20 protein-coding genes are annotated in these 22,536 nt (G+C 36.1%); 10 read left to right on the top strand and 10 right to left on the bottom strand.

Annotation, left to right across the window (positions count from 1 at the left end):
* Nucleotides 1–2 precede the first annotated feature (2 nt).
* Together ACQCPR_RS05605 and ACQCPR_RS05610 are read left to right on the top strand one after the other, a co-directional pair.
* Nucleotides 3–1,760, top strand: a complete 1,758-nt coding sequence (locus ACQCPR_RS05605; protein ID WP_427138463.1) for a vWA domain-containing protein — start codon at nucleotides 3–5, stop codon at nucleotides 1,758–1,760.
* On the top strand, nucleotides 1,744–4,341 hold the full coding sequence (locus ACQCPR_RS05610) for a VWA domain-containing protein (protein WP_427138464.1): 2,598 nt from the start codon (nucleotides 1,744–1,746) through the stop codon (nucleotides 4,339–4,341). The genes ACQCPR_RS05605 and ACQCPR_RS05610 overlap by 17 nt, the downstream gene beginning before the upstream one ends.
* Before the next feature lie 203 nt (nucleotides 4,342–4,544).
* Here ACQCPR_RS05610 and ACQCPR_RS05615 read toward each other — a convergent pair whose 3' ends face one another.
* From ACQCPR_RS05615 to ACQCPR_RS05640, 6 genes are all read right to left on the bottom strand, one after another.
* Nucleotides 4,545–5,729 carry an MFS transporter gene (locus ACQCPR_RS05615; RefSeq protein WP_090563060.1) on the bottom strand — a complete coding sequence of 395 codons (1,185 nt, stop codon included), beginning with the start codon at nucleotides 5,727–5,729 and terminating at the stop codon, nucleotides 4,545–4,547.
* 476 nt (nucleotides 5,730–6,205) lie between these two features.
* On the bottom strand, nucleotides 6,206–7,279 hold the full coding sequence (locus ACQCPR_RS05620) for an ABC transporter substrate-binding protein (RefSeq protein WP_427138465.1): 1,074 nt from the start codon (nucleotides 7,277–7,279) through the stop codon (nucleotides 6,206–6,208).
* Nucleotides 7,276–8,079, bottom strand: a complete 804-nt coding sequence (locus ACQCPR_RS05625; RefSeq protein ID WP_241596146.1) for an ABC transporter permease — start codon at nucleotides 8,077–8,079, stop codon at nucleotides 7,276–7,278. The genes ACQCPR_RS05620 and ACQCPR_RS05625 overlap by 4 nt, the downstream gene beginning before the upstream one ends.
* Nucleotides 8,063–8,887 carry an ABC transporter permease gene (locus ACQCPR_RS05630; protein ID WP_427138466.1) on the bottom strand — a complete coding sequence of 275 codons (825 nt, stop codon included), beginning with the start codon at nucleotides 8,885–8,887 and terminating at the stop codon, nucleotides 8,063–8,065. Before ACQCPR_RS05630 ends, ACQCPR_RS05625 begins: the two co-directional genes overlap by 17 nt.
* A complete protein-coding gene (locus tag ACQCPR_RS05635) occupies nucleotides 8,877–9,983 on the bottom strand; it encodes an ABC transporter ATP-binding protein (RefSeq protein WP_427138467.1) in 1,107 nt (368 codons plus the stop codon). The genes ACQCPR_RS05630 and ACQCPR_RS05635 overlap by 11 nt, the downstream gene beginning before the upstream one ends.
* A gap of 32 nt (nucleotides 9,984–10,015) precedes the next feature.
* Nucleotides 10,016–10,558: a helix-turn-helix domain-containing protein gene (locus ACQCPR_RS05640; RefSeq protein WP_427138468.1), complete on the bottom strand. Its 543-nt coding sequence runs from the start codon at nucleotides 10,556–10,558 to the stop codon at nucleotides 10,016–10,018.
* A gap of 454 nt (nucleotides 10,559–11,012) precedes the next feature.
* Here ACQCPR_RS05640 and ACQCPR_RS05645 point away from each other — a divergent pair, with 454 nt between their 5' ends.
* From ACQCPR_RS05645 to ACQCPR_RS05655, 3 genes are all read left to right on the top strand, one after another.
* Complete coding sequence (locus ACQCPR_RS05645; RefSeq protein WP_427138469.1) at nucleotides 11,013–11,459, top strand: TlpA family protein disulfide reductase; 447 nt, start codon at nucleotides 11,013–11,015, stop codon at nucleotides 11,457–11,459.
* 76 nt (nucleotides 11,460–11,535) lie between these two features.
* Nucleotides 11,536–12,195 carry a potassium channel family protein gene (locus tag ACQCPR_RS05650; protein WP_090563041.1) on the top strand — a complete coding sequence of 220 codons (660 nt, stop codon included), beginning with the start codon at nucleotides 11,536–11,538 and terminating at the stop codon, nucleotides 12,193–12,195.
* 239 nt (nucleotides 12,196–12,434) lie between these two features.
* The gene (locus ACQCPR_RS05655; protein ID WP_427138470.1) at nucleotides 12,435–13,769 is read left to right on the top strand and encodes an amino acid permease; all 1,335 of its coding nucleotides are present in this window, start codon (nucleotides 12,435–12,437) and stop codon (nucleotides 13,767–13,769) included.
* Here the strand turns inward: ACQCPR_RS05655 and ACQCPR_RS05660 are convergent.
* The 3 genes from ACQCPR_RS05660 to ACQCPR_RS05670 form a co-directional block, all read right to left on the bottom strand.
* Nucleotides 13,766–14,392: a LysE family transporter gene (locus ACQCPR_RS05660; protein WP_090563035.1), complete on the bottom strand. Its 627-nt coding sequence runs from the start codon at nucleotides 14,390–14,392 to the stop codon at nucleotides 13,766–13,768. The genes ACQCPR_RS05655 and ACQCPR_RS05660 overlap by 4 nt on opposite strands.
* Before the next feature lie 320 nt (nucleotides 14,393–14,712).
* Entirely contained in the window at nucleotides 14,713–16,380 is a 1,668-nt protein-coding gene (gene rnjA, locus ACQCPR_RS05665) for a ribonuclease J1 (RefSeq protein ID WP_090563031.1), read from the bottom strand.
* A gap of 3 nt (nucleotides 16,381–16,383) precedes the next feature.
* Complete coding sequence (locus tag ACQCPR_RS05670) at nucleotides 16,384–16,593, bottom strand: DNA-dependent RNA polymerase subunit epsilon (protein ID WP_090563028.1); 210 nt, start codon at nucleotides 16,591–16,593, stop codon at nucleotides 16,384–16,386.
* 428 nt (nucleotides 16,594–17,021) lie between these two features.
* Here ACQCPR_RS05670 and ACQCPR_RS05675 point away from each other — a divergent pair, with 428 nt between their 5' ends.
* Both ACQCPR_RS05675 and ACQCPR_RS05680 read left to right on the top strand, forming a co-directional pair.
* Nucleotides 17,022–17,795 (top strand): Cof-type HAD-IIB family hydrolase, encoded by a 774-nt coding sequence (locus tag ACQCPR_RS05675; protein ID WP_427138471.1) that lies wholly within the window; start codon nucleotides 17,022–17,024, stop codon nucleotides 17,793–17,795.
* 13 nt (nucleotides 17,796–17,808) lie between these two features.
* Nucleotides 17,809–18,738, top strand: coding sequence for a carbohydrate kinase family protein (locus ACQCPR_RS05680; protein WP_427138472.1), 930 nt, complete (start codon nucleotides 17,809–17,811; stop codon nucleotides 18,736–18,738).
* Nucleotides 18,739–18,868: 130 nt separating this feature from the next.
* Here the strand turns inward: ACQCPR_RS05680 and def are convergent, their stop codons facing one another.
* Nucleotides 18,869–19,426, bottom strand: a complete 558-nt coding sequence (gene def, locus ACQCPR_RS05685; protein WP_090563020.1) for a peptide deformylase — start codon at nucleotides 19,424–19,426, stop codon at nucleotides 18,869–18,871.
* Between the two features lie 133 nt (nucleotides 19,427–19,559).
* Here def and ACQCPR_RS05690 point away from each other — a divergent pair, with 133 nt between their 5' ends.
* The 3 genes from ACQCPR_RS05690 (at nucleotide 19,560) to ACQCPR_RS05700 (ending at nucleotide 22,534) form a co-directional block, all read left to right on the top strand.
* Nucleotides 19,560–20,207: a YkyA family protein gene (locus ACQCPR_RS05690; protein WP_427138473.1), complete on the top strand. Its 648-nt coding sequence runs from the start codon at nucleotides 19,560–19,562 to the stop codon at nucleotides 20,205–20,207.
* Between the two features lie 233 nt (nucleotides 20,208–20,440).
* The gene (gene pdhA, locus ACQCPR_RS05695; RefSeq protein ID WP_090563014.1) at nucleotides 20,441–21,553 is read left to right on the top strand and encodes a pyruvate dehydrogenase (acetyl-transferring) E1 component subunit alpha; all 1,113 of its coding nucleotides are present in this window, start codon (nucleotides 20,441–20,443) and stop codon (nucleotides 21,551–21,553) included.
* A gap of 3 nt (nucleotides 21,554–21,556) precedes the next feature.
* Nucleotides 21,557–22,534, top strand: coding sequence for an alpha-ketoacid dehydrogenase subunit beta (locus tag ACQCPR_RS05700; RefSeq protein WP_090563011.1), 978 nt, complete (start codon nucleotides 21,557–21,559; stop codon nucleotides 22,532–22,534).
* Nucleotides 22,535–22,536 lie beyond the last annotated feature (2 nt).

Raw genomic sequence — 22,536 nt, forward strand, 5'->3', positions numbered from 1 at the left:
GTTTGGGTATTAATCAATTAATATATGCTTGGACAGCAATTTTCCCAATCGCTGTACTTCTGTATTATTTTTTCCGAAAAAAGTATGTAAAACAATCTGTTTCTTCTACTTTATTTTGGCAGGAGGCAATGAAGGAAACAAAAGCTTCTCCTTATTTGCAGCATCTGCAGCGTAATACTTTGTTTTATCTACAAATGGTTGCAATGATTTTACTTGTTCTAGCACTACTTCAACCATATTGGAAAACGAAAGCTATTGCTGGAGAACAGATTGTATTTATCGTAGATACTTCTGCAACAATGAAAGTAAATGCGAATAATTCTACTTCTCTTTTTGAACAACATAGAAAGAAAATGGTTGAACTAGTCGAGCAATTATCAGGCAAACCACTTACTTTAATCACAACTGGAAATGAACCAACTGTCCTATTACGTCAAGAAACAAATACAGAGCAAATGGTAAATGAAATTAAGAAACTAGAAATAAGCTATGAAGCGGAAAATATGTCAAAATCATTGGATTTTGCCCAATCTTTTTTCCAAAAAAAAGCGACCTCTGTATATATTTTTACTGATGAATTAGACAGACAATCACTTCCTTTGCAGCATGAAAATGTAAGCTGGAATGTCGAAGCTTTAACGACAGATATTACGAATGTATCTATTAAACGTTTTGGTGCAACAGAAACTACAAATGGAATCTCTACGCTAGTTCAATTGGAGAATCAGTCAAATAAGGAGTTCACAACTGAGCTTATAATATCAAATGAAGAGAAGAAATTATTGACTGAAGAAGTTATATTACCACCAAAGGAAACAATTACGTTGTCATTTGAACAGCTTAGTACCTCAAGTTATTTGAAAGCAAGTATAGACATCAAGGATTCTTACCTATTAGATAATGAGACGATCGTTTTTATGCAAGATCAATTGACTAATGTTTTCATAGACAGCTCCATTCATTCGCTAGTTCGAACTGCCTTCCAGTCATTAGATATTAATGTGAGCAGTGTACCCTCAGAACAAGTAGAGTTGTTAAAGGAAGAAGGTATAATTGTTACCAATCAATTTGGAATAGATGATGAAAATGAGAAACCAACCTTGTATATAGGGAGGAATGATGTATCACCAAAAGAAGTAAATGGAATAGTGAAGACAAACGAATCTCCTTTGTTTGCGTTTGCTGATTTATCAGATATATATGTAAGCTCATTATATCCCCCTGTTGACGGTTATACTACTATTGCTACTGTTGGGGACAATCCTTTTATCCAGACCTCTGAAACCGGAGATATTATTATCCTTGCAGATATTCAAATGACGGATTGGCCATTAAGTCCAACGTTCCCCCTTTTCATGTGGAGTGTGAAGGAGTATCTTTCAGTGGGAAGTGATTACATAGGAACATTCACTCCAAACGAGCGAAAGCCTCTATCCCTTGGAGCTACAGAGGAGTGGGAAATTTATACGATGGGTGATGAGTATGAATATACCATTGAAAATGGTGGGAAATTCCTTGCACCAAGTGAACCAGGTTTATATGCACTGCGTTCGAACGATATCGTGAAAAATCTTTCTGTTATATTGCCACAAGAAGAAAAAGTGATTGATAAAGGAATTTCATATAAAGTAAACAACCAGCAGACAAATGGGGAGGATGACTACCAAGCTCATTCCTTTGTTCCTTATCTATTAATCTTATTAGTAATATTATGTGTTATAGAGTGGGAGGTGCAAAGACGACGTGGATTTACGAGTTGACCAACCACTGTGGCTATTGCTACTAATTCCTATTGGTATTTATTTTATTTGGACTTGGAAAAAAGATAAAAAGTTATTAAAAAAAGAAGGTAAAATAGTATTTTGTATAAGAATTATAGCAATTCTCTGTTTGATATTAGGTATTACTAATCCATATTTATTATTACCTATTAAGGAAGAACAGGTTCTATTTTTGATAGACCGTTCAGCTTCCTTACAAGGGACTGATCAGCAAATAACAGAATGGATAGACGAAAGCTTACAATCTAAAAAGTCTTCTCATCTAGTAGGTGTATATACGTTTGCAGAGAACTTTCAAACAGAAATTGCCTTAACTGATGGAGAAATAAATTTACCTGTTTTTAGCCCGATGGCAGAAGCAGGAAATACTGATCTAGCAAAAGCACTACAGCTTTCAACAGGCATTGTAGAGCCTAACAAGGCAACACGAATTGTTCTCTTTACGGATGGGTTAGAAACGGTTGGTTCTGTCAAAGATGAAATTGTGAAAATTGCTGGAGGAAATGTCACGATAGATGTTGTTCAAAGGGCAAGATTGTCGTCGGAAGATGTGGCAATTACTTCTTTTGAGACACCGCCGGTAGCATTTGAAGGTGAGCAACAACAACTGAATGTCACACTAGAGGCGACAAGTGATTCAGCTGCAGAGTTACTTATATATCAAAATGATCAGCTAATAACAAGAGAACAAATTAAAATAGAACCAGGAACTAATACTTATACATTTCGAAATGCATCTAAGGGGGAAGGACTACTTAAATATGAAGCTCAAGTAGTTCTTGCAGAAGATGGGCTGATTGAGAATAACAAGCTGACAAGTGTTACAAATGTAGAGAGCTCACCTCGACTGTTAGTAGTCACTCATGATGGTAATTCTTCTAATATCGCAGCTGTGATTGACCAACAGGCAATTTCAACAGACGTTATTGATGCTAGTGTGTTGCCTTTCGATCTATCGAATTATTTAGCATATGATGCGATTATATTTGATAATGTACCAGGTCACGTCGTTGGTGAACAAAAGATGACAGTAATTGAACAGGCGGTGAAAAACTTTGGTGTCGGCTTTATGATGGTTGGAGGGAAAAATAGCTTTGGTTTAGGAGGCTATTTTAAGAGTCCAATTGAACGTTTATTACCAGTTGAGATGGAGATAAAAGGAAAACAGCAACTTCCTTCACTTGGGTTAATCATCGTGATGGACCGATCTGGTAGTATGAGTGGAACAAAATTAGAATATGCGAAGGAAGCAGCGGCACGTTCTGTGGAAATGCTTCGAGAAGGAGATACACTTGGTTTTATCGCATTCGATGATCGTCCATGGGAAATTATTGAAGCTGCTCCATTAAATGATCAAGAGTCTGCGGTTGAAAGTATACTATCAGTAGGGCCAGGTGGGGGAACAGAAATTTATACGAGTCTAGCTGCAGCATACGAAAAACTATCTCCTCTCAAACTTCAGCGAAAGCATATTATATTATTGACGGATGGACAATCAGCTACAAGTAATGATTATCAAACGTTAATAGAGAATGGGACAAAGGAGTTAATAACTGTTTCCACCGTTGCTGTTGGCCAAGATGCGGATAGGGCATTATTGGAAAGCTTAGCAGAAATGGGAGGGGGAACGTTTTATGATGTCCAGGATGAATCCACCATTCCAGCGATAATGTCCACCGAGACAGCAATGATTTCTAGGACTTATATTGAAGATAATCCGTTCTATCCAACTATTTATGGGGACGCAGCATGGACGAGCTTATTTTCAGAAGGAGTTCCGCAATTGAATGCTTATATTGCAACTACACCGAAACAAACAGCATCCATTATTGCTGAAAGTGAAAAAGAGGATCCAGTATTAGCTGAATGGATGTATGGACTCGGTCGGACGATAGCATTTACATCGGATTCAACAGGTGAATGGAGCGGTGACTTTGCAAGATGGAAGAATTGGGGAGACTTTTGGAATACGGCTGTATCAAAGTTGTTACCAGCCTATAGTGATGTGCCCTTTTCCATCCAAAAATCAGCAGACGAATCATTTACCGTTACGGATCCATCTGGCAAGTCGTCATTTTTGGAGGTAGCTGCTGTCAATGAAAAAGGAGAAGAGCTTTCAGTTACAAGCGAAGCACTTGCGCCTGGTAAAGCAAGAGTAACGGTAGATAGTGATCCCGGACTTGTGTTCTTCCGTATTTCAAATGAACAGGATGCTGTATATCAAGCAGGTATTTCCATTCCTTATAGTGAGGAATACAAAATACAAAAGCCGAGTACAGAAACTCTAGAGATGATTACTAACAGAACGAATGGAAAGCTACTAACGGAACCTTCTGAAGTATTCCGTGAAATGGAACTATCTAGCTCAGAGAAACAATCTATCCAACACTTTCTTTTATTGGTAGCTATCATATTGTTCTTTATTGATATCACGATTAGAAGATTCGGATTCAATCTATTATTTGCTCCGTTCAAAAGATCTAGGAAAAAGTTAGAGCCAGTAAATTCGACTACTACAACGAATGTAGGAAAGTTAGTTAGAGAAAAGAAAAAAAGATAAGTAGTATAAAATTAACCGTTCGAATTAAATGAAGTCATTGAAGTAAATGAAAATTAGATCACCGCGAGGAGTCCTGCTTTTATAAAATGGGATATTCACTTGGTAATGCCTTAAATAAAAAAGAGGGGGTAGTCCTGACGTCAGTCACGACTACCCCCTTTAAAAACAGTCAGTATATAGCACTCAATAGTCTGCTTTTACGATTAAACTACTGGTTTCTTTCTTTTAATCCAAACAAGTGTGATAGCCCAAGAAGCTAATAAAATAACGGATCCTACGATGAATGGATAATTAATATTAATATCAAAAAACATTCCTGCAAGAGCTGGACCAATCATACTTCCTAAACTCATATAAGCATTATTCATACCTGCAGCAAAACCTTGCTCATTCCCTGCCAATTTAGATATAACAGTATTAACTGCTGGACGAATGAGTGTAGTAGCAGTCGAAAATATCGATGCAACAACTAATACAAGGGCAAAACCATCTACCACGAAGAACAGTAGAAATGCTATAGCAGCAACTACTAGATTGACTAGGATAACATTTAATTCACCAAAACGTTTAAATAGTTTCTCAACTACTAAGGTTTGTACGATAACACCTATAAATCCACCTACAGTTAAAACAACGGCTATATCTTGAGGAGTGTAATTATACTTATGATCTACATATAATGAAAATGTCGTTTGGAAATTTGCTATACCAAAAGTGAAAACAAATATGATAACTAACATCATAAAGTAAGGAGTTTTCAATGAATTTTTCATTTGTGTTAATATATTTTCACGTTTTTTAGGCTCTGGTGGAGTCTCCGAAATAGCATTTTTAATATCAGGTAGAATAATAACTGAAACAACAGCTGCAATTACAGCTGCAATAGAAGCCATATAAAACGGGAATGTTAAACTGACTTTTGCTAAAAATCCTCCTAGCGCTGGCCCAATCATAAATCCTAAAGACATTGATGCCCCTAAAAGACCCATTCCTTTTCCACGTTCTTCTAAAGTGGTTATATCTGCTACAAATGCCATAGTCGCTGGAACTAAAAATGCACCTCCAATACCACTTATAAACCGTGCAGAGTATAACATCCATTCGTGAGTAGCAAGTCCAAACCATAATTGAGAGGCAGCGAAAATGATTAGTCCCACAATGATTAGTTTTTTTCGTCCTAAAGTATCAGATAGGTCACCAGCTAATGGTGAAAATAAAAACTGGCCAAAAGCAAAGGAAGCTATTATAAAGCCTAATGCCTGACCAGCGACTCCGAATGTTTCTAGATATTGAGGCATTACTGGTATTACTAATCCTATCCCAGACATTGCTATAAACATATTAAACATTAATATATATAATGCAGAGTTGTTTGTTTTCTTTGTCATAAAATTCCTGCTTTCTGTAAATACTTTCTACACGTCTATCGATTCTACCATATTCCTCAAAGAATAAAAACTTTCGTGTAACGAATTATATGATTTTTGACATAAGAAAAACCGAGTGAAAAGAGTCTGGTCCCCTAGGTAAAGGTAAATATGCAGTTGATCCGCTCCGAGTGGACGCTTTCCATTGGCATGTCTTCAGCCGTTTCCCTTGCTCCTGCGCAAGCTCGTCGAAAAAAAATTTCGAAGCCCCCCAGCGAAGGCATTGGCCAAACTTTGTTTGTATAATGTCTTTGTGACGTGTAATCGCAGGAGCCTAGGTTTTCCGAGCGAGGAGGCCAACGCCAACGTCCACTGCAAGAGTCCACCTGAAAGGGAAATCATTAGGATTATTCAATCACTCTTTCTTTATAGTCCATCTACATTTTTATATGCTTTCTACACAATAAAAAGAGCCGTCTTAGCGACGGCTCTCCTATTTAGTTAGTACTCATTTTAAATTCTAAAAATAGCTCGTTATATTTACCGAGCATTTCCAGACCTAAGTTTTTATAAACTTCCAGGTTTTCTCGAGCATCTTCTGGAGGATAAAACCTTTCATCAGAAGTTACTTCTTCATCCATTAGCTCAACCGCTGCAGAGTTTGGTATCGAATATCCAACATAATCTGCATTTTGTGCAGAAACCTCGGCATCTAACATAAAGTTGATAAACTCATGAGCTCCTTCAACATTGGCTGCTGTTTTAGGGATAACCATATTATCAAACCATAAATTAGATCCCTCTTGAGGAACTGCATAATCTAAATCTTCGTTTTCCCACATCATGTCTGCTGCTTGGCCAGAGAAAGTTATAGCTATTGAAGCTTCTTCATTTATCATTAAAGGTGTTACTTCATCCCCGATAATTGCTTTTACATTTGGGGTCAATTCCTTTAGTTTAGCTGTAGCTTCCTTTAATTCTTTTTCATCAGTGGAGTTAAGGGAATAACCTAGGCTGTTTAACCCCATTCCAATGATTTCTCGTGCACCATCTACAAGTAAAATTTCTCCTTTTAAGGAAGGATCCCAAAGCGTTTCCCAACTCTCAAAGGTTTGTCCATCTAGTAGAGTAGGATTGAATACTACTCCAACTGTACCCCAAAAATAAGGGATGGAATATTTATTTTTTGGGTCAAATGCTAAATCTAAAAAATATGGATCAATATTACTTAAGTTCGGAATTTTAGAATGATCAATTTCAAGCAATAAATCATTTTCTTTCATCTTATCAATCGCATACTCGGATGGTACCGCGATATCATATGAAGTTCCGCCTTGTTCAATTTTCGTCATCATTGCTTCGTTGGAATCGAAAGTTTCATAAACAACGCGGTAGCCGGATTCTTCCTCAAATTGAGTGATTAAATCGGGATCAATATATTCACCCCAGTTAAAGATTGTCAATGTATCACTACCTGCATTACCCGAGCTTTGATTTAAATATTTGTTAACACCAAACAAAATGATACAAACGGCAACAATAGCTATGGATGCTCTTATTATTTCTTTCATTTTCGAACCCCCATTCCGACAGGGTTTTTCCCACGTTGGCTAACAAAGTAATAGCCAACAACGAGAAGAAGTGTCACGATAAAGACGATTCCAGATAATGCATTAATAGTTAACGTAATACCGGTTCTTGCCATCGAATAAATTTCGACAGAAAGTGTGCTAAAGCCATTTCCAGTTACAAAGAATGTTACTGCAAAATCGTCTAAAGAATATGTTAAAGCCATAAAAAATCCTGCGAAAATTCCAGGTTTAATAAAAGGGATAATAACACGAGTCAAAATATCACGTTTAGTTGCCCCAAGATCTGCCGCTGCATCTATAAGCGTGCTATTCATCTCTTGTAGCTTAGGTAATACCATCAATACTACTATCGGAATACTAAATGCAATATGTGAGATTAAAACAGATGCAAATCCAAGTTTTACTCCAATAGCAGTAAAGAGGATTAGGAAAGATGCCCCAATTACAACATCTGGACTAACGATTAGAACATTATTTAAAGAAAGGATAGATTTCCGCAGTGATTTATTTCGCATAAATACAATACCGATTGAACCGAAAACACCAATAATAGTTGCAATTAACGCCGAAAGTAATGCGACAATAACTGTGTTTAGAAGTATCATAATTAGGCGGGTATCTGAAAAAACAGCAGCGTAATGTTCCCAAGTGAATGATTCAAAGCCATTCATGCTACCACCACTATTAAAAGAATAAAAAATCAAATAGAGGATTGGTGTATATAATACGATAAACACAAGGGCTAAGTAAAACTTTGCTGTCTTACTTGTTTTTTCCATTTGAATTAGCCCCCTTATCACGTTGACCAGTAATGATCATAATAATTACCATAAATATTATTAAGAAAACTGCGATAGTGGATCCCATTCCCCAGTTTTGTGTAACCAAAAATTGCTGCTCAATAGCTGTACCTAGAGTAATAACTTTATTTCCCGCGATTAAGCGAGTAATCATGAACAATGAGAGGGAAGGGATGAATACAGCTTGAATCCCTGCTTTAACGCCATTAATTGTTAACGGTAATATAACTTTTGAAAAAGTAGTCCAACTGGATGCTCCTAAATCTCGACTGGCATCTATTAAGGATGGATTTAATTTATCCAGAGAGTTAAAAATAGGTAAAATCATAAATGGAATAAATATATAGACCGCTACAAAGACGAAACTAAAATCTGTGAATAAAATTTGTGTTTCGCCAAATCCAAATACATTTAAAAATGCGTTCACTGGACCATATAAACCAAAAATACCGATAAATGCGTATGTTTTTAATAGTAAATTGATCCAAGAAGGAATAATGATTAACAGTAGCCATAATTGCTTATGTCTCGTTTTTGTGAGCAAATAGGCTGTTGGATAAGCAATAACTAAAGTGAAAAATGTTATTAAGAAAGCATACCAAAACGAACTAAGGGTTAGTTTTAAGTAAACAGATGTAAAAAAGCTTAGGTAATTGTCTAAAGTGAAATTTCCACTTAAATCGAAGAAGGAATAATAGGCGATTAACGCGATTGGTGCAACAACAAATAATACAATCCATACATAATATGGTATTAAATAAAACGTTTTTGTGGTTTTAGTTTGCATATGCGTCTTCTCCATAAGACTCGAGACGTTTATCAAATTCTTCTTCTGTTTCATTTAAACGCATAACGTGAATAGCCTCGGGATCGAAATCTAAGCCTATAAACTCTCCAACGTCTGCCTTTTTGGTTGAGTGTACAAGCCACTCATTTCCTTCTTCATCGTAAGTAGAAAGTTCATAATGAACTCCTCTGAATAATTGCGTATCTACTTTTACCTTCATTTTCCCTTTTTCGACAGCTGTTATTTCTAAATCCTCTGGACGTATGACGATATCCACTTTTTCATTTGGATTAAGTCCTTGGTCCACACATTCAAACTCTTTCCCACCAATTTTTACGCGGAAATCGGCGACCATTGTACCCGAAACAATATTCGACTCTCCGATAAAGTCAGCCACATAACGATTAATCGGCTCATCGTAAATATCCATTGGCGTACCACTTTGCTCAATCTCACCTTCATTTAAAACGAAGATTTCATCAGACATTGCCAATGCTTCTTCCTGGTCATGTGTTACAAATATAAATGTTTTACCAAGTCTTTGCTGAAGTTCACGAAGTTCATATTGCATTTCTGAGCGTAATTTTAAATCCAATGCAGAAAGAGGCTCGTCCAATAGAATAATTTCAGGATCATTTACAATTGCCCTTGCAATTGCCACACGTTGTCTTTGTCCACCTGACATTTCCGCAATCTCTCTTTTTTCGTAACCTACTAAGTTAACGAATTTTAGTGCTTCTATAACTTTTTGTTCAATTTCTTTTTTGCCAAGTTTTTTAATTCGAAGACCGAATGCTACATTTTCAAATACATTTAAATGTGGAAACAAAGCATAGTCCTGGAATACTGTATTTACTTGCCGTTCATTGGCAGGCACGTTATTGATGAGTTTTCCATTAAAGTAAATACTTCCACTCGTAGGCTGCATAAATCCAGCAATTAATCGTAAAATAGTTGTTTTTCCACAACCAGACGGACCAAGCAATGTGTAAAACTTCCCACGCTCTAGTTCTAAGTTGATGTTATTTAATACGGTCGTTTCTGCGTCATATGATTTTGTCACATTCTCAAAACGAATAATAGTATTATCAGACATAATATACCTCCATTGTTATATAAATAAGTTCCTTACAAATAAGAATTAGTAACGACGTAGATTACCTTAGCGATTTCCTCATCTGCATTTTGTAGAAGATGATTGTCAGCTGCTTCAAAATAAAGGGATTCACCAGCAGATGCAATATAGGTTTGCTTACCTAAAGTTAGGGTCACCTTACCTTGTAGAACATAGATGAAAGTCTCGGAAAGAGAAGGCTCAAATTGTTTAAATTGTCCACCAGAATCCAGTGAAATTAACACCGGTTCCATTTCATTTTCATTAGATTCTGAAATCAGCCAGTGGAGCTTGTACTTTTTTTCTTCGTCCAAGTAAACGGTCTGTTCTTCTGTTGGGTATACCACTTTCGTGCATGATTGCTCGTCATCAAAAAAATCTTTTGGCTTAGAGCCAAGAACATTTAAAATCGAAAATAGTGTTTCTATAGAAGGAGAGTTTATATCTCTTTCTAATTGAGAGATAAATCCCTTGCTTAAGTCTGTTCTTTCGCCTAATTCTTCTTGTGTAAGACCTTTTTTTAAGCGTAACCTTTTTATTTTTTTCCCAATTTGCATATTTTTAGGCTCCTTCGGAAATAAAACAGTATTATTTTCAAACAAAGTTTATTTTAACACAACTTAAAGTTTACTTTAACAATTTATTTGACGAATTTCAAAGTTTTTTTAAGCTAGATAAAGTGAAACTTCTAACAGTGGGGTTTTCTGAATCTCCATTGATGGAAATTAGAACTCAGATAAATAACACCGCATCGTGAGGCGATGCCCGTCTGACACATATCATGTTGGTCCGATGCTCACGGGATGTGGATCACATAGATGAAGCCACTCGACGTGGCGTTTTTCGTCTATGTTTTACGTTGAGCTTACCAGCTGTTTATTCCTAATTATTATTCTCGATTTTCTCCCCAAAATTGAGTTAACGGTATTTCAGCTTGTAAATCGCGATAAACGCTATTTTTGGTGTACGCATATAATAAATGAATGCTTAAAGAAAGAAGGGATATTTGCAGTGAAGCTACGTACCAAAATACCATTATTACCGACTGATTCGAAATGGATAAATGGGCAAATAAACATTGAAAAGTTAATAGGGGAAAAGCCTGTTGTCGTTTACTTTTGGTCAGTAAGCTGCTCTTTATGTGGCGGAGCATATAATTACATTAAACAGTGGAAAGCAAAATATGGGGAGACTTTTCACCTTATAGGTATTCATATGCCAAGATCTAAAGAGGACTTACAGGAGAAGCCTATAAAAGAGGCAATTAAAAAAGGACAGATGGAAGATTACATTTATCTTGACCACGAGCTGATCGTAACTAAACAATTTCAAAATCGAATTGTTCCTTCTTTTTATTTGTTTGATAAAAAGGGATTATTACGTCATAAACAATCGGGAGAAACAGGTATGATGATGTTAGAAAAAAGATTACTTATGCTGATGAATGAGAACAAATAATGACTAATAGATTTCGTATCTATAAACTGATTGGATGTGGTAAACTTACTGTATTAGATATGTAGGGGGCATTAAAATGCACAAAGAATTTGTTGTAGTCGGTTTAGGGAGATTCGGCGGTAGTATTGTTAGAGAACTTATTGATCAAGGAGCGGATGTTATGGCAATTGATATAGCATCCGAGCGAGTAGATGAGTATGCGACTATCGCTACGCAAGCAGTAGTAGCTGATACAACAGATGAAGCAGTGCTTAAATCACTTGGAATCCGAAACTTCGAGCATGTTATAGTTGCTATTGGTGATGATATTCAATCGAGTATTCTTACAACACTAATGCTAAAGGAGATTGGTGTTAAAAAAATCACTGTGAAAGCACAAAATGATTATCACGAAAAAGTGCTACGAAAAATTGGGGCAGACCAAGTAGTACATCCTGAGAGAGATATGGGTATCCGTATCGCTAATAATATCTTATCTAATAATGTATTAGATTACTTAGAGCTTTCAGATGAACATTCAATTATGGAAATAAGAGTGAATGAGAAAATAGCAAGTAAATCCATTATTGACTTAGATATTCGTGCGCGATATGGTATCAATATTGTAGCTATCAAACGTGGGAATAATATCATTGTTTCTCCACAGGCGGATGAAAAACTCATACTAAATGATGTTCTAATCATTATTGGAGCGGATGTAGATATTATTCGTTTTGAAAAAAAAGTATTATCATAAAAAAGACAGTATATTTAAAGAGGTTGTTTGTGACTATGGTCATGAATAGCCTCTTTTCATTGAACAACCAGTATTGACTCCTCTTACCATTTAAATTCTCTGTAGTTCAGCACTATTTTATGCTGCATGGATGGCTAATTGGCAAAGAAATCTAAACTAATAGTAACCATACTTTTACAGTTATCTGGACACATAATTATAATTCCTCGTGAAAGACTAAGTTTACGAGGAGGTGCAACATGTCCAAAAAACAAGTTAACAATAAAGAAGAGGCCCATCTAACCTGGTGGCAGTTATCTCTTATTGGGGTAGGATGTATAATAGGGACAGGATTTTTTTTAGCATCTAGCATAGCGATTCAAATGACTGGCCCCTCCGTAATATTGGCTTTTATTATGGCCGCCTGTGCTACTTATATAGTGTTCGAAGCACTTGCTAAAATGTCTGCAAATGATCCACAAAAAGGATCATTTAGGACATATGCTAAAAAAGCTTATGGGCGATGGGCGGGCTTTAGTAGTGGGTGGGTTTACTGGTGTTCTGAAATTTTAATCATTGGCAGTCAATTGACGGTAATTTCTCTTTTGACTAAGCTTTGGTTTCCAAAAGTAGCTTTATGGATATTTGCATTAATTTACGCAATTTGTGGATTACTTGTACTATTTATTGGAGCAAAAGCGTTTGGGAAATTGGAAAGTGTTTTCGCAGTGATGAAAATTGCTGCTATTTTTATGTTTATCGTCATTGCCATTTTGGCATTAACAGGGGTACTAGACGGCAATCCAAAGGGAGATGTTCCTAGTAGTGTAGAGGGTTTTTTCCCGAAAGGATTTTTAGGCTTTTGGAGTGCACTTTTATTTGCTTTTTATGCCCATGGTGGAATTGAAGTAATGGGAGTTATGGCAATTCATTTGAAAAAGAAAGAAGATGCTCCGAAGTCTGGTAAAGTCATGCTAGGCTTACTTGGTATAATTTATATTACCTCTCTTACTTTGGCATTATTATTAATGCCTTATACAAAGTTTAAGGAAGACAAGAGCCCATTTGTTACAGCTTTATCTGGTTTTAACTTAGACTTTTTCCCTCATGTGTTTACAGCTGCAATTATCATTGCCGGTTTTTCAACTATGTCTGCATCTCTTTTTTCAGTTACGACTATTCTTACAACCTTATCTGAAGAGGGTGATGCACCTGCAATATTTAGCAAGCAAACGAAAAAAAAGTTTAAGATGCCGTTACCAGCAATAGCACTAACTTCAGTAGGTCTTATTCTTTCAATAGTTACTTCTTTATTATTACCAGAAAAAGTCTATCAGTATATAACAACAGCCGCCGCCTTGATGTTGCTTTATAATTGGCTGTTTATCTTATCTATGTACCAAAGGCTAGTTGAAGCAACAAAAGCAGATAAGATAAAAAGAATAATAGGAATTATTCTTGTATCAGCAGCTGTTAGTGGTGCAATCTTCCATACAACTAGTAGACCAGGTTTTTTTATCAGTCTAGGATTTCTATCAGTTATTGCCATCATAGTGTTATTTTTACGCAAGAGATGGAAAGAAGATGAGACTTAAAAAAGTAACTGGTAGGCTTGGATTCCAAAGTATATCCCAAAACCAAGCATAGAAAGAGATGAGATGATGGAGATTATGATTAAAAACTTATTCGATAGGAATTTACGTGCCCCACTTGATAGGAAGGCCATAAAAGTATCCCATAATATTATTCCTGCAATAATTGCAAAGCTGTATAAAAAAAGTTGACTTTCCGTAAGTTTTTGAGAAGCTTCTGCTAGAACAGATCCAAATATACCTAACCAAAAAAGGATTGTTAATGGATTTAACAGAGATAGAAGGAATCCAGACGATAATGTTTGTCTTAGTCTAATTTTTTTCTCTTTGCGAAAGTTTAACTTAATTTTTTGTAGAGAGAATATACTTTCTATACCAGTATAAGTTAGTACAAAACAGCCAAAAGACCAAAGCAATATTTTGATATATGGAGAATCAATAAATTGACCAACACCGAAATAGACCAATACCATATACAAAATATCTGCTAATAAAGCCCCAAATCCAAAAATCCATGCGTGGAAAAAACCGTTTTTAATACCTGTATTTAATTGTGCAGCATTGACTGGTCCTACTGGAGCTGCTAAGGAAACACCTAAAAAAACATAAGCAAAGATAGAATTCATAATTGAGTCCCCCAAAGTAATGATATCTTTGTATGATATTCAGGAAGACGGGATTGTACAACTAAGCAAAGTAAAAGAATTCTCTTTATATTTTGTCATAAGAAAAACAGGGCTAAAGACGCCCGGTTCTCTCTGATCAGAAACCGAGCTATGTCGTTGATTGTAGTGAAGAGTGGACACTTTCTGTGGGCATGGCTTCAGCCTCTTGTTTTACACGAACCAAGAGTTCATGTGACATATCTTATTTAAAGAGAGTAAGCGCTTATTTTTATATTTTTAATAAAATCCCCTCAGAATCCATGGATTCTGAGGGGATTATTTTACACTTCCATAATAATTGGAAGTATCATTGGACGTCGTTTCGTCTTCTCATATAAATACGGACTTAGTACATCCGTAATTTCATTTTTCAATTCAGACCACTCTGTATCTTTGCTTTGAATAGTATATCGTAAATGCTTGTTCAACATTTGTTGAGCCTCATTGATCATTGTTCCTGATTCACGCATATAAACGAATCCACGAGAAATAATATCAGGACCGGATACAATTTTTTTCTTTTCCATATCAGCACTTACAACAACAATAACTAATCCTTCTTCTGACAAGACACGGCGATCACGTAGAACAATATTACCGATATCACCAATTCCACTTCCATCAATATAAATATCACCAGAAGGGATGCGCCCAGCAACATGTGCTTCATTGGCACTTAAAGCTAGTACTTCACCGTTTTCCATAATGAATGTATTATCCGGATCTACATCACAGTCTACGGCTAACTCAGTATGAATTTTTAACATACGATATTCACCGTGGATCGGCATAAAGAACTTTGGCTTCATAAGGCGAAGCATAAGTTTATTCTCTTCTTGCGAACCATGACCTGAAGTATGAATATTGTTTAATGACCCGTGGATTACTTCAGCTCCTGCTCGGAATAGCAAGTTAATCGTACGATTGACACTAGCTCTATTTCCTGGGATTGGAGAAGAAGAAAATACTACTGTATCTCCAGGTTGAATCTGAATTTGTCGGTGTGTACCGTTAGCAATACGAGATAATGCAGCCATCGGTTCCCCTTGACTACCTGTACAAAGGATCAATACTTCATTCGCAGGTAATCGATTCAATGCACTCGCATCCACAAAAGTTTCTTTTGGAGCAGTAATATAGCCAAGTTCACGACCGATTGTCATAGCATTATCCATGCTTCGACCAAATACGGCAATTTTACGACCATGAAGAACAGCTGCATCTGTTACTTGTTGAAGTCTATGAATATTAGACGCAAAAGTAGCGAAGATTATTCGACCATCTACTTTTCGGAAGATAGAATCCATGCTTTCTCCAACTTTACGTTCAGACATTGTAAAGTTTGGAATTTCGGCATTCGTACTATCCGATAGTAAGCATAAAACACCATCGCGACCAATCTCTGCCATTTTTGTCAAGTTAGCAGGTTCGCCTACAGGTGTAAAGTCAAACTTAAAGTCACCAGTATGTACAATATTACCTGGTGGAGTTTTGACAACAATACCAAACGCATCTGGAATACTATGTGTTGTACGATAGAAACTTACTGAAGTTTTTCTAAATTTAATAATATCTTCTTCTTCAATAACAATCATTTTTGTTTGACGTAGTAAGCCGTGCTCTTCTAATTTATTTCGTAATAAACCAAGCGCTAGCTTTCCTCCGTATACTGGTACATTAAGTTGTTTTAAAAGATAAGGAATACCACCAATATGATCTTCATGACCATGTGTAATAAATAAACCTTTAATCTTATCGACATTTTTCACTAAATAAGTGTAATCAGGAATTACATAATCTATGCCTAGTAAGTCATCCTCAGGAAACTTAATACCAGCATCGATTAAAATAATTTCATCTTGAAATTGAACGCCATATGTGTTTTTGCCGATTTCGCCTAGTCCGCCGAGGGCGAAAACTGCAGTTTGGTCATTTTTTACAAATTTCATATATTAAATCTTCTCTACTTTGTAATTCTCGCTTGCTTGTTCGTACTCTAAATGATTACCTTCAAGCAACTGAATTAATTCGATATTGTATTTGCGGTCTATTAAAAGTGCACGAACTTCGCGCTCATTTTCTGCCTCTACATATAAACATTGTGTGTTTTCGCGAACTGGTACTTCTAGTGCATTCTCTTGATAATAAACTTTAAAAATCATTTTATACTCTCCTTTTTCACGTTCAAAATAAATCAATTCTCTTTATATTATCACGACACTTATTTAAAATAAAGAAAAGCCCTCCAATTTAGAGGGCAAAAGTATTTATCCCGCGTTAACGGGCAGTATAACTTCCCCTTTTGCGCTTTGTCCATGGACTGAAGCGTAATTGAGAGATTAACTACCCGTAAACGCCCGAATGATTCAACTAACAATCAGCGGGGATGCCACCCGACAGATTGAAGTTTCATATTTATGCAATCGTTTTGTTTCTGAGCATTCCACCGAGCCGTCTCAACAATTTCCTTTTCAGGCGTTTCAACATGGCTATTCACTCCTTATAGAGTATTATATACTGTAGGAATAGATGTGTAAAGGATTTAGACGGAAAAGTCAAATAATTTGTATTTGAGAATGGAGAAATTATTATGAAAAACAAAATTTTATTTTTTGATATTGATGGAACTATTTTAGATCACGACAAAAATATACCAAATGGTGTGGAGGAAGCTCTTCAAAAAGTTAGAGATAACGGACATGAAATTGTTATTTCCACTGGGCGTTCCCCTTTTACAGCTAAATCTGTATTAGATCGATTTAAAATAGATTCATTTGTTTGTTATAATGGACAAATTGTTCAGTTTAAAGGAAAAGTGCTACATAAAGGAATTCTTGCAAAAGAAGAGCTGACGCGTTTGACGGACTTTGCAAATGCTAGGAACCAACCATTGGTTTATATGGATAGTGATGAGATGGTTTCTAATTTCCAAGATCATCCAGATGTATTTGATAGTATTTTTACGTTGAAGGTAGACTTGCCACGTTATGCAGAAGATTTCTTTTTAACCAATGATATCCATCAGGCACTAATCTTTTGCAGTTTTGAAGAGCAAAAAGAATATGAACAAGCTTTTCCTAGTTTGAAATTCGTCCGGTGGCATCGTGTTTCTTGTGATGTACTTCCTAAGGGTGTTTCAAAAGCAAAAGGGATGGATCTTTTACTAAAGCATATTGGAAGAGGACCGGAAGATGCAGTTGCATTTGGAGACGGCTTAAATGATATTGAAATGCTTCAATTTGCTGGGACAAGTGTTGCTATGGGGAACTGTGTAGAAGAGTTAAAAGAACACGCTACTTTTGTTACGGATCATGTATCAGAGAGCGGACTAATCAATGCAATGAAAAAATTAAGTTTAATCTAAAGGAGTTTGTTTGATGTCCAAGAAGTTTGTCCTCATATTTGGGGATGCATTTGTCGACTATATTGCAGAAGACCAGAGTAATAGTCGATTTTCAAAGTTTTTAGGTGGAGCTACTGTTAATGTTGCTGCAGGTGTTGCTCGCCTTGGAGCAGCTTCCTCGTTTATAACCGTAACTGGGGAAAATGAAACCTCTGAATTTGTAAGAAATGAATTAATGGCTGAAGGTGTAGATTTATCTTTTTCACAAATTGTGCCGGAAAAAGAGGTAAGTGGAGTTTATGTTCATCTGTTGGAAAATAATGAACGTCATTTCGAACGTTATGTAGATGAGACACCTGATATCCAAGTGGACTTTTCCTCTATTAAAAGCGAGGTAATTGATCAGACATCAGTATTTCATTTCTGTTCAGGAACTCTCTTTCATCCAACTGCTCTTATGACTACAAGAAAGTTTGTTGAGAGTATGAAAAAATCGAATGTTCTTATCTCCTTCGATGCTAATATTAGACCGTTACGATGGAAGAGTGAAGAGATTTGTAAAGAAACTATTTGTTCTTTTTTTGATTTTGTAAATATATTAAAGTTAACCGAGGAAGAACTATTCTTTTTAACTAATACGACAACAATAGAAGATGGAATCGCACAGTTAAGGCCTTATAATATTGACGCAGTAATGATTACGATCGGTGCTGAAGGAACCTATGCGGTGATTAATGGCGAAGTTGAGCATGTCTCAGTAGAAAAAGTAATTCCCATAGATACAACCGGAGCTGGAGATGCTTTTGTAGCAGGTATTCTCTCTAAGATTTATTTGGAAGGGTACCCATCATCAATAGATGACTGGGTCAAGTATGTTTCGTTTGGCAATAAATTAGGTGGGATCTGTGCAACTAAATCTGGTGCATTATCTGCCATGCCTAGACTGATTGATTTGGAAAAATGAGTTTATCCATGGAAATCGCAAGGTCAGAGTGAAGAATCGCAATATAAAAAATACAAATCGCGACTAGAAACTCCAATTCAATACAAAACGCCAGTTCTACACTTATAGGACTGGCGTTTTATGTATTGGTTTATTTTCGTTCATATGGAACAGAATCCGGAATAGGAGCGTACGGATTCTCTTTATTTATATGATCATAAAACATGATGCCATTTAAATGATCTAGTTCATGCTGAAAAGCTATAGCTGCTAGTCCTTTTAAACGTTTTTTGAAAGGAGTCCCGTCTGGGTAAAATCCTGTTGCAGTAATGCGCGCATATCTTGGAACATATCCTTCAATTACTTCATCAACAGACAAGCAACCCTCTCCAGCAGAAATATACGTTTTTTCAACAGAATGACTAATTATTTTTGGGTTTACTGCCACAAAACTAACCTCTTCATTGTTTTCATCTTCTAAATGAAGAGCAAACATTCTTTTGTTAGCATTTACCTGTGGAGCTGCAATACCAATTCCTGGTCGTATTTTATATTTCTCTACCATTTCATCATCTTGACTGTTAATAACATATTCCAATAGCTCATTTGCTAGAGTTAAATCTTCTTCTGATAATGGGAAAGTTATTTCCTCAGTTTTTTTTCGTAAAGATGGATGACCATCTCTGACAATGTTATTCATTAAAATCATTTTAATCGTCCTTTCAATGTTCATATATCTATTATAGCGAAATTTGACCATATACTAAACAAAAACAGCCTTTTTGTCAGTTGAAATTAATAGTTATTACAATTATAGTTGAATGGGTATAGGGGGTTCATTGATGAAAATAAGCAAATATATACTCATCTGCAGCATTATATTTCTTCTTGCTGGCTGTAATTTTGGTGATTCGACAGAACAAAAGCTATCAACCATCTTAACAGAAATTTATGATCTGGAAGCCGATTATAGAGATGTACAAGAAGAATTAGCGGATACAGAGTCAAAAGAACAAGCAAACTTTCAACAGATGATGGAACTGACAAAAGATCAGAAAGAAGAACTTACGACAATGGTAGAAGATACTGCAACTCTATTAAAAACTAGATTAGCTTTAGTTGAAAAGGAAGCTGCCTCAATAAAATCAACTTCTGAAAGTATCAAACAAATAAGTTCACTTGTTTCTGAAACAAAAGAAGCTTCCGAAAAAGAAAGTCTAAAAGAAATAGAGACTTCTTTGAATGAGCGTATTAAAGCGTATGAAGAAGTTACGAATAACTATAATGAACTGGCTAATATGCAGCAGGAATTATACAAAATGTTAGTTGATGAATCAGCGGATGTAACTGCAATACAAGAACAAGTTAAGGAAGTAAATTTGCATAACGAATTAGTTCAACAATCTGTCCAGAAGTTTAATGATGCAACTATCAGGGTAAATGAGGTTAAAGAAGATGTGTTAACTTCGTTACAGAAAGATGCAAAATAAAAAAGCAGCTCTACGTAGAGCTGCTTTTTTATATAATTATAGTAATCTGATATAGTACAGACATAATTCGAGAGTGATACAGATTGTTAATATTACAATGTTCCGACAATTAAATTCGTTTATTTCATATGATTGACCCAAGATTTATTCTTGAGTATACTAATAATGAAATATTGTTGTACTACTATATTTAGATGAAAATTTTAATACAGAAGAAAAGGAGAGATGTAATAATGGCTGCAAACAAACAAGCGCAGTTAAACCCTATGAAAACGCTTCACGAAATTGAAGATAAGTTTGAAATGTTTCAAATTTTAAATGAAGACGGGGAAATTGTGAACGAACAAGCAAATCCTAACTTATCAGATGAGGAATTAGTAGAGTTGATGAGCCGTATGGTTTATACACGTATTTTAGATCAGCGTTCTATTTCTTTAAACAGACAAGGACGTTTAGGCTTTTACGCTCCAACGGCAGGTCAAGAAGCTTCTCAACTAGCATCTCAGTATGCGCTTGAAAAAGAGGATTTTATTCTACCAGGTTACCGTGATGTACCTCAAATTGTTTGGCATGGCTTACCTTTATGGCAAGCATTTCTATTCTCGCGTGGGCATTTTATGGGGAACCAAATTCCTGAAGGTGTAAATGTTTTCCCACCTCAAATCATTATTGGTGCCCAATTTATCCAAGCAGCAGGAGTAGCGCTTGGTATGCAAAAACGTGGTAAAAAAGCGATTACGATCACTTATACAGGTGATGGTGGATCATCGCAAGGTGATTTCTATGAAGGTATTAACTTTGCTGGAGCTTTCCGAGTACCAGCAGTGTTTATCGTACAGAACAATCAATACGCGATTTCTACACCTCGTGAACTACAAACATCGGCAAAAACAATAGCTCAAAAAGGTATTGCTGCTGGTATTCCTAGTGTACTTGTTGATGGTATGGATCCTTTAGCTGTTTATGCGGTAACAAAAGACGCTAGAGAACGTGCAATTAATGGAGAAGGACCAACACTAATTGAAACTATGTGTTACCGTTACGGTCCTCACACGATGGCAGGAGATGATCCGACTCGTTATCGTACTTCAGAAACTGATTCTGAGTGGGAAAAGAAAGATCCATTAGTTCGTTTCCGTAAATACTTAGAAACAAAAGGTATTTGGAGTGAAGAAAAAGAAGCAGAAGTAATTGAAAAAGCTAAAGAAGAAATTAAAGAAGCAGTTAAAAAAGCAGATGCAGCACCTAAACAAAAGGTAACTGATTTGATTAATATTATGTATGAAGAAAATCCATATAACTTAGATGAGCAATTAGCTTACTACACAGAGAAGGAGTCGAAGTAACCGATGGCACAAATGACGATGATTCAAGCAATTACGGACGCACTCCGTACTGAGCTTAAAAATGATGAAAACGTTCTAGTCTTCGGTGAAGACGTAGGCGTTAACGGTGGAGTTTTCCGCGCAACAGAAGGATTACAAAAAGAATTTGGAGAAGATCGTGTGTTTGATACACCTCTTGCAGAATCAGGTATTGGTGGTCTTGCAGTAGGTCTTTCACTACAAGGGTACCGTTCTGTTCCAGAAATTCAATTTTTTGGCTTTGTTTTTGAGGTTATGGATTCTATAGCTGGTCAGCTAGCTCGCATGCGTTTCCGTACTGGAGGAGCTTTTAATGCACCAGTAACTATCCGTTCTCCATTCGGTGGTGGTGTACATACACCGGAAATGCACGCAGATAGCTTAGAACTTCTTATGACTTCGACACCTGGAGTGAAAGTTGTTATTCCTTCCACTCCATACGATGCAAAAGGATTACTAATCTCAGCAATTCGCGATAATGATCCAGTAATTTATTTGGAGCATATGAAATTATATCGTTCTTTCCGCGGCGAAGTTCCTGAAGAAGAATATACAATTCCTCTTGGGAAAGCTGATGTAAAACGTGAAGGATCAGATTTAACTATTATTGCATATGGTGCGATGGTACATGAAAGCTTAAAAGCTGCAGAAGAACTTGAAAAAGAAGGACATTCTGTAGAAGTAATCGATTTACGTACAGTGCAGCCATTAGATATTGAAACAATTATTGCTTCTGTAGAAAAAACAAGTCGCGCAATGGTTGTTCAAGAAGCGCAGAAGCAAGCTGGTATTGCAGCTAACGTTGTAGCAGAAATTACAGAACGTGCAATTTTAAGTTTAGAAGCACCTGTATTACGTGTAACTGCTCCTGATACTGTTTTCCCGTTCTCTCAAGCAGAAACGGTTTGGTTACCAAGTTCTAAGGATATAGTAGAAACAGCTAAAAAAGTTTTAACATTCTAATA

The organism is Psychrobacillus psychrodurans, from assembly GCF_050209195.1.
Classification (GTDB): Bacteria; Bacillota; Bacilli; order Bacillales_A; family Planococcaceae; genus Psychrobacillus; species Psychrobacillus psychrodurans.

Excerpts from the sequence above, each read along its gene's own strand:
- ACQCPR_RS05680 (WP_427138472.1), top strand. The coding sequence starts at position 17,809 with ATGTCCAAGAAGTTTGTCCTCATATTTGGGGATGCATTTGTCGACTAT.
- ACQCPR_RS05640 (WP_427138468.1), bottom strand. The coding sequence starts at position 10,558 with ATGCAAATTGGGAAAAAAATAAAAAGGTTACGCTTAAAAAAAGGTCTT.
- ACQCPR_RS05635 (WP_427138467.1), bottom strand. The coding sequence starts at position 9,983 with ATGTCTGATAATACTATTATTCGTTTTGAGAATGTGACAAAATCATAT.
- ACQCPR_RS05650 (WP_090563041.1), top strand. The coding sequence starts at position 11,536 with ATGCACAAAGAATTTGTTGTAGTCGGTTTAGGGAGATTCGGCGGTAGT.
- ACQCPR_RS05690 (WP_427138473.1), top strand. The coding sequence starts at position 19,560 with ATGAAAATAAGCAAATATATACTCATCTGCAGCATTATATTTCTTCTT.
- pdhA (WP_090563014.1), top strand. The coding sequence starts at position 20,441 with ATGGCTGCAAACAAACAAGCGCAGTTAAACCCTATGAAAACGCTTCAC.
- def (WP_090563020.1), bottom strand. The coding sequence starts at position 19,426 with ATGATTTTAATGAATAACATTGTCAGAGATGGTCATCCATCTTTACGA.
- ACQCPR_RS05670 (WP_090563028.1), bottom strand. The coding sequence starts at position 16,593 with ATGATTTTTAAAGTTTATTATCAAGAGAATGCACTAGAAGTACCAGTT.
- ACQCPR_RS05625 (WP_241596146.1), bottom strand. The coding sequence starts at position 8,079 with ATGGAAAAAACAAGTAAGACAGCAAAGTTTTACTTAGCCCTTGTGTTT.
- rnjA (WP_090563031.1), bottom strand. The coding sequence starts at position 16,380 with ATGAAATTTGTAAAAAATGACCAAACTGCAGTTTTCGCCCTCGGCGGA.
- ACQCPR_RS05620 (WP_427138465.1), bottom strand. The coding sequence starts at position 7,279 with ATGAAAGAAATAATAAGAGCATCCATAGCTATTGTTGCCGTTTGTATC.
- ACQCPR_RS05630 (WP_427138466.1), bottom strand. The coding sequence starts at position 8,887 with ATGCAAACTAAAACCACAAAAACGTTTTATTTAATACCATATTATGTA.
- ACQCPR_RS05660 (WP_090563035.1), bottom strand. The coding sequence starts at position 14,392 with ATGAATTCTATCTTTGCTTATGTTTTTTTAGGTGTTTCCTTAGCAGCT.
- ACQCPR_RS05615 (WP_090563060.1), bottom strand. The coding sequence starts at position 5,729 with ATGACAAAGAAAACAAACAACTCTGCATTATATATATTAATGTTTAAT.
- ACQCPR_RS05700 (WP_090563011.1), top strand. The coding sequence starts at position 21,557 with ATGGCACAAATGACGATGATTCAAGCAATTACGGACGCACTCCGTACT.
- ACQCPR_RS05675 (WP_427138471.1), top strand. The coding sequence starts at position 17,022 with ATGAAAAACAAAATTTTATTTTTTGATATTGATGGAACTATTTTAGAT.
- ACQCPR_RS05655 (WP_427138470.1), top strand. The coding sequence starts at position 12,435 with ATGTCCAAAAAACAAGTTAACAATAAAGAAGAGGCCCATCTAACCTGG.